This window comes from Streptomyces sp. PA03-5A (assembly GCF_033792725.1).
Taxonomy (GTDB): domain Bacteria; phylum Actinomycetota; class Actinomycetes; order Streptomycetales; family Streptomycetaceae; genus Actinacidiphila.
In genome coordinates, this window is sequence record NZ_JARAVL010000021.1 from 38,830 (window position 1) to 53,829 (window position 15,000).

Annotated in this window: 12 protein-coding genes; 3 read left to right on the forward strand and 9 right to left on the reverse strand. The window is 74.3% G+C overall.

Annotated elements, in window-relative coordinates; genetic code table 11:
- Positions 1–14 precede the first annotated feature (14 nt).
- Positions 15–1,385 (forward strand): ABC1 kinase family protein, encoded by a 1,371-nt coding sequence (locus PV410_RS25490; protein ID WP_500327932.1) that lies wholly within the window; start codon positions 15–17, stop codon positions 1,383–1,385.
- A gap of 25 nt (positions 1,386–1,410) precedes the next feature.
- Here the strand turns inward: PV410_RS25490 and PV410_RS25495 are convergent, their stop codons facing one another.
- The 5 genes from PV410_RS25495 to PV410_RS25515 form a co-directional block, all read right to left on the reverse strand.
- Positions 1,411–1,611, reverse strand: coding sequence for a hypothetical protein (locus PV410_RS25495; RefSeq protein ID WP_326572546.1), 201 nt, complete (start codon positions 1,609–1,611; stop codon positions 1,411–1,413).
- A 73-nt stretch (positions 1,612–1,684) separates the two neighbouring features.
- Positions 1,685–1,996: a putative WhiB-interacting protein gene (locus PV410_RS25500; protein WP_499513839.1), complete on the reverse strand. Its 312-nt coding sequence runs from the start codon at positions 1,994–1,996 to the stop codon at positions 1,685–1,687.
- Complete coding sequence (locus PV410_RS25505) at positions 1,993–2,340, reverse strand: WhiB family transcriptional regulator (RefSeq protein ID WP_499513838.1); 348 nt, start codon at positions 2,338–2,340, stop codon at positions 1,993–1,995. The genes PV410_RS25500 and PV410_RS25505 overlap by 4 nt, the downstream gene beginning before the upstream one ends.
- Positions 2,341–2,445: 105 nt before the next feature.
- Entirely contained in the window at positions 2,446–2,736 is a 291-nt protein-coding gene (locus PV410_RS25510; RefSeq protein ID WP_499513837.1) for a hypothetical protein, read from the reverse strand.
- A gap of 152 nt (positions 2,737–2,888) precedes the next feature.
- Complete coding sequence (locus PV410_RS25515; protein ID WP_500327933.1) at positions 2,889–5,099, reverse strand: ATP-dependent DNA helicase UvrD2; 2,211 nt, start codon at positions 5,097–5,099, stop codon at positions 2,889–2,891.
- A gap of 153 nt (positions 5,100–5,252) precedes the next feature.
- Between PV410_RS25515 and PV410_RS25520 the strand changes: the two genes are divergently transcribed.
- Entirely contained in the window at positions 5,253–5,510 is a 258-nt protein-coding gene (locus PV410_RS25520) for a glutaredoxin domain-containing protein (RefSeq protein WP_500327935.1), read from the forward strand.
- Positions 5,511–5,562: 52 nt separating this feature from the next.
- On the opposite strand, the gene nudC is transcribed toward PV410_RS25520, so the two are convergent.
- Genes nudC through PV410_RS25535 form a run of 3 tightly spaced genes read right to left on the reverse strand, consistent with a single transcriptional unit; the run spans position 5,563 to position 11,402 of the window.
- A complete protein-coding gene (gene nudC, locus PV410_RS25525) occupies positions 5,563–6,516 on the reverse strand; it encodes an NAD(+) diphosphatase (protein WP_499513834.1) in 954 nt (317 codons plus the stop codon).
- A gap of 43 nt (positions 6,517–6,559) precedes the next feature.
- Positions 6,560–7,948: a dipeptidase gene (locus PV410_RS25530; RefSeq protein WP_500327937.1), complete on the reverse strand. Its 1,389-nt coding sequence runs from the start codon at positions 7,946–7,948 to the stop codon at positions 6,560–6,562.
- A gap of 10 nt (positions 7,949–7,958) precedes the next feature.
- On the reverse strand, positions 7,959–11,402 hold the full coding sequence (locus PV410_RS25535; RefSeq protein WP_500327938.1) for an ATP-dependent helicase: 3,444 nt from the start codon (positions 11,400–11,402) through the stop codon (positions 7,959–7,961).
- Between the two features lie 96 nt (positions 11,403–11,498).
- On the opposite strand from PV410_RS25535, the gene PV410_RS25540 reads away from it, so the two are divergent.
- Positions 11,499–11,699 (forward strand): hypothetical protein, encoded by a 201-nt coding sequence (locus PV410_RS25540; protein WP_500327940.1) that lies wholly within the window; start codon positions 11,499–11,501, stop codon positions 11,697–11,699.
- 10 nt (positions 11,700–11,709) lie between these two features.
- Here the strand turns inward: PV410_RS25540 and PV410_RS25545 are convergent, their stop codons facing one another.
- Positions 11,710–14,997, reverse strand: coding sequence for an ATP-dependent helicase (locus PV410_RS25545; RefSeq protein WP_500327942.1), 3,288 nt, complete (start codon positions 14,995–14,997; stop codon positions 11,710–11,712).
- Between the last annotated feature and the right edge of the window lie 3 nt (positions 14,998–15,000).

Consider the following 15,000-nt stretch of genomic DNA (forward strand, 5'->3'; position numbering starts at 1 on the left):
GAAAGAGGGGGCGCATGTCTGATCTTCCGCGCAAAGCGGTGACCCGTACCGCCAAGTTGGCGGCGCTCCCACTGGGATTCGCCGGGCGGGCGACACTGGGACTGGGCAAGCGGCTCGGCGGGCGCCCCGCGGAAGAGGTCGCCACCGAGCTGCAGGAGCGGACGGCCGAACAGCTCTTCAAGGTCCTCGGCGAGCTGAAGGGCGGTGCCATGAAGTTCGGGCAGGCCCTGTCGGTCTTCGAGGCCGCCCTGCCCGAGGAGGTCGCGGGCCCCTACCGCGCCGCCCTCACCAAGCTGCAGGACGCGGCGCCGCCGATGCCCGCCCGCACCGTGCACGCCGTACTGGCCGAGCGCCTCGGCGAGGACTGGCGCACCTTCTTCACCGAGTTCGAGGACCAGCCGGCGGCGGCCGCCTCGATCGGGCAGGTGCACCGGGCCGTGTGGCACGACGGCCGCAAGGTGGCGGTGAAGGTCCAGTACCCCGGCGCGGGGGACGCCCTGCTGTCGGACCTCAACCAACTCGGCAGGGTGGCGAGGCTGTTCGGGCCGCTGATCCCCGGCATGGACATCAAGCCGCTGATCTCGGAGCTGCGCGACCGGGTCTCGGAGGAGCTGGACTACGAGCTGGAGGCGCAGGCCCAGCACGCCCACGCGGTGGAGTTCGCCGACGACCCGGACGTGGAGGTGCCGGACGTGGTGCACCGCACGGACCAGGTGCTGGTCACGGAGTGGATGGACGGGGTGCCGCTGGCGGAGGTGATCTCGCGGGGCACGCCGGAGATGCGCGACCGCGCCGGTCAACTGCTGGCGCGCTTCCTGTTCGCCGGCCCCGCCCGCACGGGGCTGCTCCACGCCGACCCGCACCCGGGCAACTTCCGGCTGCTCGTCGACGACGGCCCGGCGGAGGGCTGGCGGCTGGGCGTGCTCGACTTCGGCACCGTCGACCGCCTGCCGGAGGGTCTGCCGGTGCCGATAGGGACGGCGCTGCGCCTGGCGCTGGCCGACGACGCGGAGTCGGTGCACTCGATGCTCCGCCAGGAGGGCTTCGTCAAGCCGACGATCGCACTCGACCCGGACGCCGTGCTGGACTACCTGCGGCCGATCATCGAGCCCGCGGCGGTGGACGAGTTCACCTTCGCGCGTGGCTGGATGCGCGCGCAGGCGGCGCGGGTCGCCGACCCGCGCTCACCCGCGCACCAGTTGGGCAAGCAGCTCAACCTGCCGCCCTCGTACCTGCTCATCCACCGGGTGACGCTCAGCACCATCGGGGTGCTGTGCCAGCTGGCGGCCACGGTCAGGCTGCGGGACGAGCTGCTCGAGTGGCTACCGGGCTTCTCCGGGGAGGGCCTGGCCCCGCTGCCCGAGGCCGAGGACGCCTCGGCCTAGGCACAGGGGGGCCGCCGGGACGGCCCTACCACCAGGAGGAGTCCAGCCGGCCCTCGATACTGCGGATGTTGGTGCGGGCGCAGTCGTCGCAGAAGTACACGCGACTGCCGTTCTCGACGGAGCAGGTCCAGGTGAGGGGGAGTCCCTCGGCGACGGCCCCGCAGCGGGCGCACGTCGTCGTGGTGGGAGCAGTCCCGACCCGTTCGAATTGAGTCTTCTGGTCCACTTCGTGACGATACCGCGGGGCCGGTCGAAATCGACCGGCCCCGCGGTTGTGTGTCGTTGCCGATGTGTGAGCGCTACTGCATCACGGCCATCGCCAGCGCCCGGCGGGCGCGCAGCGAGGCGCGTTCGGCGCGGCGCTGCAGGCGCCGGGCGTTGAGCACGCGGAGGGCCATCCGTTCGTGCTCGGCCTCGTAGAGGCGCTCTTGCATATGGGCACGGGCCATGGCTTCTGGCATGAGTTGCATTTCGAGGTTCCTGTTCTGACGCTCAGCGGGAGCGTCGGAGGGCGGGGCGGGGCGTTCGGTGGCGGACGGGTTCATCGGGGCCTGCTTCTTGGGGTCGTGCGTGAGGGGACGGTCGATCGTTCCGACGGCAGGGCGCTTCATGCCACAACCGCGTTCTTGCGCGGACGGCCACGGGGACGCTTGCGCGGCACCACGACACCCTGGACGAAGAGCTCTCCACCCCAGACACCCCAGGGCTCACGGCGGTCCTTCGCGCCGGCGAGGCAGGCCTCGAGGACCGGGCAGGTCTGGCAGAGCGACTTGGCGTACTCGACATCGGCCGGGGACTCGGCGAAGAAGACCTCCGGGTCGTAGGTCCGGCACGGGACGGGGACGCCGAGGCGGTCGATCTCGTCGTCGAGCTCGGTGAGGGGCAGCAAGGGGACCTCCGGGTCAGGCGGGCGTACGGGGGCGGGTACGGACGGTGCGTGCGGGGTGAGATGCACGATCGCTTCGTTCCTCATCTGTTTGTCGGGGGGTGGGGAAAACAGAAGGGCCGCGGATCCCGGTCTGGGATTCCGCGGCCCTGGAGGTGCCGGCCTGATCGTCGATCAGGCTGGATCGCTCCAGGGTTCGAGCCCGCGGGAGGCCCACTTCGGGTGCTGCTGCTTCTGGGTTCCGGCACCATTGGTCGCCGCAAAGGCATAGGCCTGGGCCTCAGCCATTACTGCCACCGCCGGCGCCTGCGTCGGTCGCTCGCCGCCGCGCTCCCGGATGGAGAGAACGGTGGTGGGCAGACCGCCGGACAGGCGGCTGGACAGACCGGTGCCACGGAGCGAGGCACCAAGGGAGCAGGCGGCGGCGACCGGACGATCGGTCATTTTCGTCATGAACCTGGTCACTGGTCTCGCCTCCTCTCGGCGTCTCGTTGGGCTGGTCTGACAGGTGGTGCTGGGTCAGTACATCACGGATCGCACCGCTCCGGGAAGGTCCTTCACAGAGCCGCGCCGTTCGCGCTCACGCAGGCTATGGGGATTTCCTCGGGGCGCGCAAACTATTTTCCGGGCTCTTCCGCAACAGCTTCGTCACCGGCCTCACCGACGGGCTCCCGCCCCGCGCACAGGGCGAGGACGTCGGCGCCGAACTTGTCCAGTTTGCGGGCCCCGACCCCGGAGATGACAGACAATTCACCCTCCGTGGTGGGCCGCACCTCGGCGATCGCCAGCAGCGTCTTGTCGGTGAAGACGCAGTAGGCCGGCTGGCCCAGTGCCTTCGCCTGCTCCACCCGCCACTCGCGCAGCCGCTCGTACAACGCCTCGTCCATGTCGGAGGGGCAGTCCTCACAGCGCATCAGCTTGATCTCACCCGCGTCGGACAGGGTGCGGCCGCACACGCGGCACTGCACCGGCCCGCGCCGCTTCCTGCCGCCCGAGCCGCGCTCCACGCCGCCCGTGGCGGCCGAACGGCCGCCCGCCCTGCCCCGGGCCGCCGAGCCCGGCCGCAGCCCGTCCAGGAACCGCGAGGGCCGCCTGCCGCCGCGGCCCCCCGGCGAGCGGGACAGGGCCCACGACAGGGCGAGGTGGAACCGGGCGCGGGTGACGCCGACGTAGAGCAGCCGGCGCTCCTCCTCGACCTGCTCGTCGGTCTTGGCGTAGGTGATCGGCATCGTGCCCTCGGTCAGGCCGACCAGGAACACCGCGTCCCACTCCAGGCCCTTGGCGGCGTGCAGCGAGGCCAGGGTGACGCCCTCGACGGTCGGGGCGTGCTGGGCGCCTGCGCGTTCGTCGAGCTCGGCGACGAAGTCCGCGAGCGTGGCCTCCGGCCGGGCCCGCGCGAAGTCCTCGGCGAGCCGCACCAGGGCCGCCAGCGACTCCCAGCGGTCGCGGACCGCGCCCGACCCGGCCGGGGGCTCGGAGGACCAGCCGCGGCTGCTGAGCACCGCCCGCACGTGCGCGGGCAGGTCCGCGTCGTCCAGACCCGGGTCGGATCCGCCGCCCGCCCGCGCGGCGCCGCGCAGCAGCATCCCGGCCTCGCGGACCTCGGGACGCTCGAAGAAGCGCTCGGCACCGCGCAGCTGGTACGGCACGCCGGCGTCGGCCAGCGCCTGCTCGTAGACCTCGGACTGGGCGTTCACCCGGTAGAGCACGGCGATCTCGCTGGGCCGCACGCCCTCGTCGATCAGCTCGCGGATCCGCCGGGCGGTGCCCTCGGCCTCGGCGGGCTCGTCGGCGTACTCGGTGTAGACCGGCTCGGGGCCGGCCTCGCGCTGCGAGACCAGCTCCAGACGGTGCTGGGCGGCCTGGCCCCGGGCCTGGGACAGCAGCCCGTTGGCCAGGTGCACCACCTGGGGGGTGGAGCGGTAGTCGCGGACCAGCTTGACCACCGTGGCCTCCGGGTGCCGGCTGCGGAACCCGAGCAGGAACTCCGGGGTGGCGCCGGTGAAGGAGTAGATGGTCTGCGAGGCGTCGCCGACGACGCAGAGGTTGTCCCGGCCGCCGAGCCACAGGTCCAGCAGCCGCTGCTGCAGCGGGCTGACGTCCTGGTACTCGTCGACGACGAAGTGCTGGTACTGGGAGCGGACGGCCTCGGCGACGTCCGGCCGGTCCTCCAGGACGCCGACGGTGAGCAGCAGCACGTCCTCGAAGTCGATGACCCCGCGGTCGCGCTTGAGCTGCTCGTACGTCGTGTAGATGCGGGCGATCTCGGCGGCGTCGCGCGGGATGTCGCGGGCCGCCTTGGCGGCGGCCGCCGGATAGTCCTCGGGGACGGTCTGGGTGACCTTGGCCCACTCGATCTCGCCGGTGACGTCGCGCAGCTCGTTGCGGTCCAGCCGGATGCGGGAGCGTGCCCCGGCCTCCGCGACCAGCTGGATCTTGCGCTCGGCCAGCCGCGGCATGTCGCCGCCGATGGCCCGCGGCCAGAAGTACTGCAGCTGGCGCAGCGCCGCGGAGTGGAAGGTGCGCGCCTGCACGCCGCCCGCGCCGAGCTGCCGCAGCCGCCCGCGCATCTCACCGGCCGCACGGGCGGTGAAGGTGACCGCGAGCACACTGGCGGGCTGCATCATCCCGGCCCGCACCCCGTACGCGATCCGGTGGGTGATCGCGCGCGTCTTGCCCGTGCCGGCTCCCGCCAGCACGCACACCGGGCCGTGCAGGGCGGTGGCGACCGCGCGCTGCTCGGGGTCGAGCCCGGCGAGCACGGCGTCCGCCGAGTCCGGGACGGCGGGGAAGTCCGGGAAGAGCGGGGTGTGGGTTGGTGCAGTCACCCCGCCATGCTGCCAGGTCCCGGGAGACGGCCGGGAAAGTTATCCACAGCTGAGGTGGGATGGTCGTACCGCGAACGATTGCAAGGAATGCCGAGGCAAGGGGTTAGCGTTCTCGGGATCGACGTCATCCCCCACCTTGAGGAGCGAACACCGATGTCCGGCACTGTGACGATGTACAGCACCACGTGGTGCGGATACTGCCGCCGCCTGAAGGGTCAGCTGGACCGGGAGGGAATCACCTTCACGGAGGTCAACATCGAGCAGGACCCGGAGTCGGCGAAGTTCGTCGAGAGCGTCAACGGGGGCAACCAGCTCGTCCCGACCCTCCTGGTGTCCCCCAAGAGCGGCGCCGAGCCGGTCGCACTCAGCAACCCGAGCCTGGCCCAGGTCAAGCAGGCCCTCGCCGGCTGAGCGTCCCGGCCCGGCCGCGCGGCAGGCACGGCCGGGCCGCACGGGCCCGCGCTCAGCGGCGGGCCGGCAGCGGCATCCCGTACCAGCGCTCGATCAGCCGCGCCGCGATGGAGATCCCGTACGGCGGCAGCACCTCGCCGGTCTCCATCGCCTTGCGGTACTCCTCGCGGGAGAACCAGCGCGCCTCGTGCAGTTCCTCGCCGTCCACGGTGATCTCCGCGGACGTGGCGCGCGCCATGAAGCCCAGCATCAGGCTGGAGGGGAACGGCCAGGGCTGGCTGGAGACGTAACCCACCTCGCCGACGGTCACGCCGGCCTCCTCGGCGACCTCGCGCACCACGGCCTGCTCGATGGACTCCCCCGGCTCGACGAAGCCGGCCAGCGTCGAGAAGCGTCCCTCCGGCCAGTGCGCCTGGCGGCCCAGCAGCGCCCGGTCCTCCTCGTCGGTGACCAGCATGATCACCGCCGGGTCGGTGCGTGGGTAGTGCTCCGCGCCACAGGCCGGGCAGCGGCGGATGTGCCCCGCGGCGGCCACCACGGTGCGCTCGCCGCAGCGCGAGCAGAAGCGGTGCATGCGTTGCCAGTTCTCCAGGGCGACCGCGTGCACCATGAGCCCCGCGTCGCGGTCCGACAGCAGGGCCCCGACCTCCCGCAGCCCCGCCGGGCGGGCGGCCTCGTCCAGGCGTCCGGGCAGCGCGTCCTTCTGCAGTGCGAAGTAGCGCACCCCCTCCTCGTCGACGCCGAGGAAGTAGCGGTGCACCTCGCTCTCCGGTGCCTCGAAGCTCGGCATCATGACCAGCTCGGTGCGGCCGTCCGGGGTGTCCTCGACCAGGACCTGCCCCCCGGAGACCACGAACACCTGCGTCTTCGGGTGGCTCCAGGCCGCCGCCAGCCACGCCTCGTCGAGCCGGTGCTCGGCGGCGCGGTCCACGCCCGACGGGCGGGCGAGGGGCGGCGGGAAGGCCGTCGCGTCGAAGGTGGTTCCGGTTCCGGACGTATCGGACAAGATTGCTGTCAACTCCCCGTAGCGCGCGGATGGATGCGGATGCTCACAGAGTCGTGAACTCGCTCCAGAGGTACGCGGACGTCTCCACGCCCTTGAGCAGAAGGTCGAGTTCCACCTTCTCGTTCACCGAGTGCCAACCGTCGGACGGCACGGAAATTCCCAGGAACAGGACGGGGACATCGAGGACGTCCTGCAGGTCGGCCGCCGGGCCCGAGCCGCCCTCGCGGGTGAACAGGACCTCCTTGCCGAAGGCCCGGCCCATGGCCCGGGTCACCGCGCCCAGCGCGGGGTGGTCCAGCGGGGTCAGGCAGGGGCGGGTGGCCCCCCAGAAGGTGATCTCGTGCCGGATCCCGGCCGGGACGCGCGCGGCGACCCAGTCGGCGACCAGCCGCTGCACCCGGTCGGTGTCCTGCCCGGCCACCAGCCGGAACGACAGCTTCAGCTGCGCCGAGGACGGCACGATCGTCTTGCCGCCGGGGCCCTGGTAGCCGCCGCCGATGCCGTTCACCTCGGCGGTCGGCCGGGCCCAGACCCGCTCCAGGGTGGAGTAGCCGGCCTCGCCGCTCGTCGCGTGCGACTTCGCGGTGCGCAGCCAGCGCTCCTCGTCGAAGGGCAGCCGGGCGAACAGTTCGCGCTCGCGGTCGGTGAGCTCGACGACGCCGTCGTAGAAGCCGGGGATCCTCACGCGGTCGTCCGCGTCGTGCAGCGCCGCGGCCAGCCGGGCGGCCTCGGTCGCCGGGTTGGGGACGGCGCCGCCGAAGGAACCGGAGTGGATGTCCTGGTCGGGGCCGTACAGGTCGATCTGGCAGTCGGCCAGGCCGCGCATGCCGGTGCACACGGTGGGGGTGTCCTCGTCCCACATGCCGGTGTCCGAGACGATCACGGTGTCGCAGGCCAGCCGTCCGGCGTGGGCGCGGACGAGGTCGGTGAAGTGCGGGGAGCCCGACTCCTCCTCGCCCTCGACCAGCAGCTTCAGGTTCACCGCGGGGGCGGTGCGGCCGGTGGCGGCCAGGTGGGCGCGGACGCCGAGCGTGTGGAAGAACACCTGTCCCTTGTCGTCGGCGGCGCCCCGTCCGTACATCCGGCCGTCGCGGATCCGCGGCTCGAAGGGCTCGCCGTCCCAGCCGTCCTCGAGGGCGGCGGGCTGCACGTCGTGGTGGCCGTAGACCAGCACCGTCGGCGCGTCCGCCGCGTCGGAGGGCCACTCGGCGAAGACCGCGGGAGCACCCGGGGTCTCCCACACCTCGGCCACCGGGAAGCCGGTCTCCTTCAGCTTCGCCGCCAGCCATTCGGCGCTGCGCCGTACGTCGGCGGAGCGCTCCGGATCGGCCGAGACCGAGGGGATGCGCAACCACTCGGCGAGGTCGCCGAGGAAGGCGTCACGATGTGCTTCGACGTAACTGCGGACGGCGCTGTCCGGGGTGGTGCTCATGCCCTTGAGCCTATCGGGCGACGCCGGGACCCTCGGCGTCGGCACCGGGCGCGTCCCCCGGCCCGGGCTCCGGGCCGCCCAGCAGGAGGCGTTCCAACGCTGCCCGGCCGGGCAGCGCCTCGGGCCGGGTCAGCTCCCCCGTCCTCACGTGCAGGAATGCGGCCGTGACCTGCGACAACGGCACTCCGTGCCGCTCGGCCCAGGCGAGCCGGTAGACGGCGAGCTGCAGCGGGTCGGCGGTGCCGGCCCGCCCGGTCTTCCAGTCGACGATCTCGTAGCCCTCACCCTCCCGGTACACCGCGTCGATCCGGCCGCGGATCACCCTCCCGGCGAGGTCGATCTGGAACGGCGCCTCGACGCGGTAGGGGGTGCGCTCGGCGTACGGGGTCCGCAGGAAGGCCTCCTTGAGTTCGGCGAGGTCGCGCTCGTCGGCGATCTCGTCGTCGCCCTCGATGCCGGGCAGCTCCTCGGGGGCGATCAGCGGCAGTTCCTCGAACCGGGACTCGACCCAGGCGTGGAAGCGGGTGCCGCGCCGGGCCGCGGGCCGTGGCGGGCGGGGCATGGGGCGGGCCAGCTCGCGGGCGAAGCCCTCGGGGTCGGCGGCCAGCCGCAGCAGCGCGGAGGCGCTGAGCGTGGTGGGCAGGGGGACGTCGCGGACGGCCGCGCGCGAGCGGAGCAGTTCCTCGGTGAGCGCGTCGAGGTCCCGGTCCCAGGACGCGACGGCGCGGGCCTCCTCGGGGAGCAGCAGCTCACCGCCGTCGAACCCGGAAGCGGCCACGGGTACCGAGGCGGGCCCGGGCCCGTGCGGGCCGGGCTGCCCGGGGATGGCGGGCGGCCGGTCGTCGGACCAGTCCTCCCAGTCGCCGGTGTCCTCCTCGCCGTACTGGTCGTCGTACGCGTCGTACGCGTCGTACGGCGGCTCCTCCTCGTCCTCGGGGGGCGGCGGCCAGTCGGGGTCGGGAGCGACGGCCACCGGGTACGCGGCCGGCGCCCGCAGGTGGGCCAGCACCTTGCGCGCGGCCTCGCGACGGCGGGCCAGGGCGGCCGGGTCCAGGGGCAGCGGCCACGGCGTCTCGGCCGTACGGGCCAGGGCCGGGTTGACGGCCTCGGGCGCGGGCTCCTCCGCCCAGTGCTCGACCTCGCCGTGGCCGGCCTCGCAGTGCGCGCGCAGGGCGTCGAGGAAGGCGGACGGGCCGAAGGGCCGCTTCTGGCTGGGTCCCCACCAGTGGCCGGAGCCGAGCAGCAGGGAGCGGGGCCGGGTGAAGGTGACGTAGCCGAGCCGGAGCTCCTCGACCCGGTTGTGTTCGGCCATGGCCGCCTTGAAGGCGGCCAGGCCCGCCCGGGACCACTCCTCGACGTCGGGGAGGGTGGCGGCGTCACCGCGCAGCGCGTGCGGCAGCGCCTTGGCGTTGAAGTGCCACAGCTCGCGGCCCCGCTCGCTCGGGAAGCCCTTGCGCACCAGCCCGGGGACGGCGACGACGTCCCACTCCAGCCCCTTGGACTTGTGCGCGGTGAGCACCTTCACCGTGTTCTCGCCGCCGGGCAGCGAGCTGTCCAGGCCCTTCTCGTACTGGGCGGCGGTGCGCAGGAAGCCCAGGAAGGCCAGCAGCGTGGCGTCGCCGTCCAGCGAGGCGAAGCCGGCCGCCACGTCCAGGAAGGCGTGCAGGGTCTCCCGGCGGCGGGCGGCCAGCGCGTGCGGGGACGCGGAGAGCTCGACCTCCAGGCCGGTGACGGCGAGCACCCGGTGCAGTACGTCCATGAGCGGGTCGGCCAGCGACCGGCGCAGCTCGCGTATCTCGGTGGCCAGGCGCGCGAAGCGCACCCGCGCTTCGGCCGAGAAGGGCAGGTGGTCGTCGGGCTCGCCGTCGACGAAGGTCTCCAGGGCGTCGGCGAGCGAGATCACCTCGGCCGGGTCGACGCCTTCCACGGCGGCCGCCAGCCGGTCCGCGGTGCCGCCGCGGCCCGGTACGAGCAGCCGGGCCCGCCGTCCGAGCAGCGCCAGGTCGCGCGGCCCGATCCGCCAGCGCGGCCCGGTGAGCAGCCGGACGAGGGCGGCGTTGGCCGTCGGGTCCTGCAGCACCTCGCAGACGGCGACCAGGTCGGCGACCTCCGGCAGGTGCAGCAGCCCGGACAGGCCGACCACCTCCACCGGCACGTCCCGGGCGACGAGCGCCGCGTGGATGTCGGCGAAGTGAGCGGCGGCCCGGCACAGCACCGCGATCTCGCCGGGCGCGGTGCCCGTGCGCACCAGGTGCGCGATGGAGTCGGCGATCCAGGCGATCTCCGCCTCCTGGGTGGGCAGCAGCGCGCAGCGCACGACACCGTCCCGTTCGGCGCCGGGCGCGGGCCGCAGGGCCTCGACGCCCTCGTGACGCTCGCGCAGCTCGGCGGCGAGGTCGTTGGCGAGGTCGAGCAGCCGGCCGCCGCTGCGCCGGTTCTCCGACAGGGACTGGCGCCGGGCGGGCGTCCCGTCGGCGTGCGCGAAGTGGAGCGGGAAGTCGTCGAGGTTGGCCACCGAGGCGCCGCGCCAGCCGTAGATGGCCTGGCAGGGGTCGCCGACCGCGGTCACCGGATGGCCCGTGCCGTCGCCGAACAGGGCGGAGAGCAGCAGGCCCTGGGCGACGGAGGTGTCCTGGTACTCGTCGAGCAGCACCACGGCGTACTGCTCGCGCAGGATGCGGCCGACCTCGGGGCGGGTGCGGGCCAGGGTCGCCGACAGGGCGATCTGGTCGCCGAAGTCGAGCAGGTCGCGCTGCTTCTTCTCGGCGCGGTATGCGGCGGCGAGCCCGGTCAGGTCGATGCGGGCGCGCGCCGTCTCGGGGAGCCTGCGCAGATCCGCGTTGGTGAGCCGGACGCCGTCGAGGGCGGCGAGCCACTCCCGGTCGTGGGCGAGCAGCCGCTCGGGCGGCACCAGGTGCTCCGCCAGCTCGCCCTCCAGCGCCAGCAGATCGCTGACCAGGGTCGGGATGCCCTTGGTGAGCGCCGGGAAGGGACCGGGCGCGGCCCGCAGGACGCGCGCCGCCAGCTGGTAGCGCGTCGCGTCGGCGAGCAGCCGCGCGGTCGGCTCCAGCCCGATGCGCAGCCCGTGCTCCTTCAGGAGCTGTCCGGCGAAGGCGTGGTACGTGGAGATCTGCGGCTCGCCCGGCGCGTGGTCGGGGTCCGCCGGGTCCGGGTCGGTGACCCCGGCCCGGACGAGGGCCTTGCGCACGCGCTCCGAGAGCTCGCCGGCGGCCTTGTTGGTGAACGTCAGCCCCAGCACCTGCTCGGGGGCGACCTGCCCGGTGCCGACCAGCCACACCACGCGGGCCGCCATGACCGTCGTCTTCCCGGAACCGGCACCGGCCACGATCACCTGCGGGGCGAGCGGCGCGGTGATGCACGCCAGCTGCTCCGGGGTGAACGGGATGCCCAGCAGCTCCTTGAGCTGCTCGGGACCGGTGATGAGGGAGGACACGAAGGGGAGGTTATCGGGCACCACCGACACCGGCCGCCGCCGCCCGTTCCCGCCGGATGCCATCCGGCCCCGCAGGCACTCGCCGTCGTCCCCGGTGTGATCACCCGGTTCTACCGGTTCGAGATCGGTGCAGCCGTCCGTGCCACGGCCTCCGCCTACGGTGATCCACTGCTCCGCCCGCTCGACTCGAGCCACCTCGCGACGGCACAGCTCCTCGCCGGCCAGGCAGGCGCGGATCCGCTCGTGCTGAAGGCTGCCCAGGACCTCGGGCCGCGGGCCGAGGCCCCCGGCTGCTGAGACCCCCGCCTCACTCCACCACGTGCCGGCCCTCGGGGCGGCCGCTGCAGGAGGCCCGGAAGGCGCAGTTCTCGCAGTGCTGGCCGGTGGAGGGGGTGAAGCGCTCGTCGAGGACGCGGGCGGCCGCGCCGGCGAGCAGGGTGTCGGCCCAGTCGCCGCTCAGCGCCTCCTGGTGCTGGACGGTGGGCTGGGTGTCGCCGCCGTCGCGGCGGGCGGCGCCGAGGCGGAGCTGGACGAGCTCGGCGCCGCCGGGGGCGGGCCGGGTGCCGTGGAAGAGCTCGTCGACGGCGCCCTCGCGGACGGCGAGCTGGTACACGGCGAGCTGCGGGTGGCCCTCGACCTCGGCGGCGGTGGGCTTGGCCTTGCCGGTCTTGAAGTCGACGACGTAGGCGTTGCCTTCGGCGTCGGTCTCGACGCGGTCCATGCTGCCGCGGATGCGGACGGCCACGTCCCCCGTCTCCAGGGTGACGTCGAAGCCGTGCTCGGAGGCGACGGCCTGGCGGCCGCGTTCCATGACGTGCCAGCGCAGGAAGCGCTCCAGGGCGGCCCGGGCGTTCTCCTTCTCCTGCTGGGACTTCCAGGGCGCGTCGAAGGCCAGGGCGTTCCACACCGAGTCCAGCCGCTCCATGAGCACGTCCAGGTCGGCCGGGGTGCTGCCGGAGGCGACCTCGTCGGCGAGGACGTGCAGGACGTTGCCGAAGCCCTGGGCCGCCGTGGAGGGCGGCTCGGCCTTCACCTCGCGGCCGAGGAACCACTGCAGGGCACAGGTGTTGGCCAGCTGGTCCAGCGCGCTGCCGGAGAGGGTGACCGGCTGGTCGCGGTCCCGCAGCGGGACCTCGGAGCGGGTCTGCTCGTACAGGCCCCACCAGCGTTCGGGGTGGGCGGCGGGCACCAGCGGCTGGCCCGCGTCCTCCAGGGCCGCCAGGCGCGCCAGGCGCCGCGCGGCGGCCTCGCGCAGGGCGGGGGAGGCGGCCGGGTCGACGGTCGTGGCGCGCAGCTCGGCGACGAGGGCCGCGACCGACAGCGGGCGGCGGGCCCGGTGGGTGACGTCGACGGGCTCGACGCCGAGTTCGGCGAGGAAGCGGGAGGGCTGGTCGCCGTCGTCGGCGGCGGCCTTCACGGCGGTCACGACGAGCCGCTCACGGGCGCGGGTGGCCGCGACGTAGAACAGCCGGCGCTCCTCGGCGAGCAGGGCGCCCGGGGTGAGCGGCTCCGCGAGGCCGTCGCGGCCGATGCGATCGGCCTCCAGCAGCGAGCCGCGGCGGCGCAGGTCGGGCCAGAGCCCCTCTTGGACGCCGGCGACGACGACGAGCCGCCACTCCAGGCCCTTGGAGCGGTGCGCGGTCATCAGCCGTACGGCGTCCGGCCGGACGGCGCGCCGGGTCAGCACGTCGGCGGCGATGTCCTGGGCGGACAGCTCCTCCAGGAAGTTCAGCGCGCCACGGCCGCCGGTGCGCTCCTCGGCGCGGGCGGCGGTGTCGAAGAGCACGCACACCGCGTCCAGGTCCCGGTCGGCGTTGCGTCCTGCCGCGCCGCCGCGCGCCGCGGCCCGCTCCAGCCGGCCGGGCCAGGGGGTGCCGTCCCACAGCTCCCACAGCGCCTCCTCGGCGGTGCCACCGCCGGCCAGCAGCTCGCGCCCCTTGCGCAGCAGCCCGCCGAGCCGCTGGGCGCCCCGCGCGTACGACGGGTCGTGCGCCACCAGCCGCTCGGGCTCCGCGAGCGCCTCGGCGATCAGCTCGTCCGACGGCCGCGGTACGGCGACCCCGGCGGCCCGCTCCTCCTCGCGCAGGGCACGGCCCAGGCGGCGCAGGTCGGCGGCGTCCATGCCGCCGAGCGGGGAGACCAGCAAGGTGAGCGCGTCCTCGACGCGCAGGCCCGGCTCGGGGGCGTCGGGCAGGGCGGCGTGCGCGCAGACCCGCAGGGCGAGCAGGAGGGGGGCGACGGCGGGCTCGTCGCGCAGCGGGAGGTCGTCCCCGTCGATCTCGACCGGCACCCCGGCGGAGGTCAGGGCCCGCCGCAGCACGGGCAGCGAGCGGGAACCCGCGCGCACCAGGACGGCCATGTCGGACCAGGGGACGCCGTCCTCGAGGTGGGCGCGGCGCAGCACGTCGGCGATGCCGTCGAGTTCGGCACCGGGCGTGGGGTAGGTGCGGACGGCGGCCGAGCCGCCCTCGCGGACCGGCGCGAGCTCGCGGTGGGCGCGGACGGCGGCGGCCGGGAGCCGGGTCAGCGGCATCCGCCGCGTCAGGAGCCGGGTGGCGGCCAGCAGGGCGGCACCGGAACGGCGGGAGGTGGTGAGGACGCGGACGCCGGCGAGGCGGCCGTCGGCGTGCCGGAAGGCCTCGGGGAAGCCGAGGATGCCGTTCACGTCGGCGCCGCGGAAGGCGTAGATGGACTGGTCGGGGTCGCCGAAGGCCACCAGGTGGCGGCCGCCGCCCGCGAGCGCCTGCAGCAGCCGCACCTGCGCCGGGTCGGTGTCCTGGTACTCGTCGACGAAGACGGCCTCGTAGGCCCCGGCGAGGTGGCGGGCCACCTCGGGACGCCCGGCCAGGAGCACCGCGCGGTGCACCAGTTCGGCGTAGTCGATGACGCCCTGGAGGTCGAGGACGTCCAGGTACTCGGCGAGGAAGCCGGCCGCCGCCGACCAGTCGGGGCGGCCGGTGCGGCCGGCGGACGCGGCCAGGGCGCGCGGGCCGAGGCCGAGCTCGCGGGTGCGGGCCAGCACGGCCCGCACCTCGTCGGCGAAGCCGCGGGTCGTCAGCGCCGCGCGCAGCTCGTCCGGCCAGCGCACCCGGGTCCGGCCCCGCCGCTCCAGTTCGGCCTCGCCCGCCAGGAGCTCGCGCACCGCCAGGTCCTGTTCGGGGCCGGACAGCAGCCGCAGCGGGTCGGCGAACAGCTCGGGGTCCTGGTGGGCGCGGACCAGGGCGTAGCAGAACGAGTGGAAGGTGGTCGCCTGCGGTGCGGCCGCGCCGCCCATCCGGGCGGCCATGCGGTCCCGCAGTTCGCCCGCGGCCTTGCGGCTGAAGGTGAGGACGAGGATCCGTTCCGGGTCGGTGCCGCGTCGCACGCGTTCGGCGACGGCCTCGACCAGGGTGGTGGTCTTCCCGGTGCCCGGACCGGCGAGCACGAGGAGCGGACCGCCCGCGTGCTCAACCACCGCGCGCTGTGCGGCGTCCAGTTCAGGGGGCGTCACCGGTTCCGGAGCGGTCCGTAGCAGTCGGTAGCCGCCGGACGGCCCGACCGTCCCCCCGGAGCGCCGTGCGGCGGCGTCCGTCTGGCGGGTGGAGGAGGAGGTCACGTG

Coding starts and splice junctions, on each gene's coding strand:
- PV410_RS25490 (WP_500327932.1), top strand. CDS start 15: ATGTCTGATCTTCCGCGCAAAGCGGTGACCCGTACCGCCAAGTTGGCG.
- PV410_RS25500 (WP_499513839.1), bottom strand. CDS start 1,996: ATGAAGCGCCCTGCCGTCGGAACGATCGACCGTCCCCTCACGCACGAC.
- PV410_RS25520 (WP_500327935.1), top strand. CDS start 5,253: ATGTCCGGCACTGTGACGATGTACAGCACCACGTGGTGCGGATACTGC.
- PV410_RS25530 (WP_500327937.1), bottom strand. CDS start 7,948: ATGAGCACCACCCCGGACAGCGCCGTCCGCAGTTACGTCGAAGCACAT.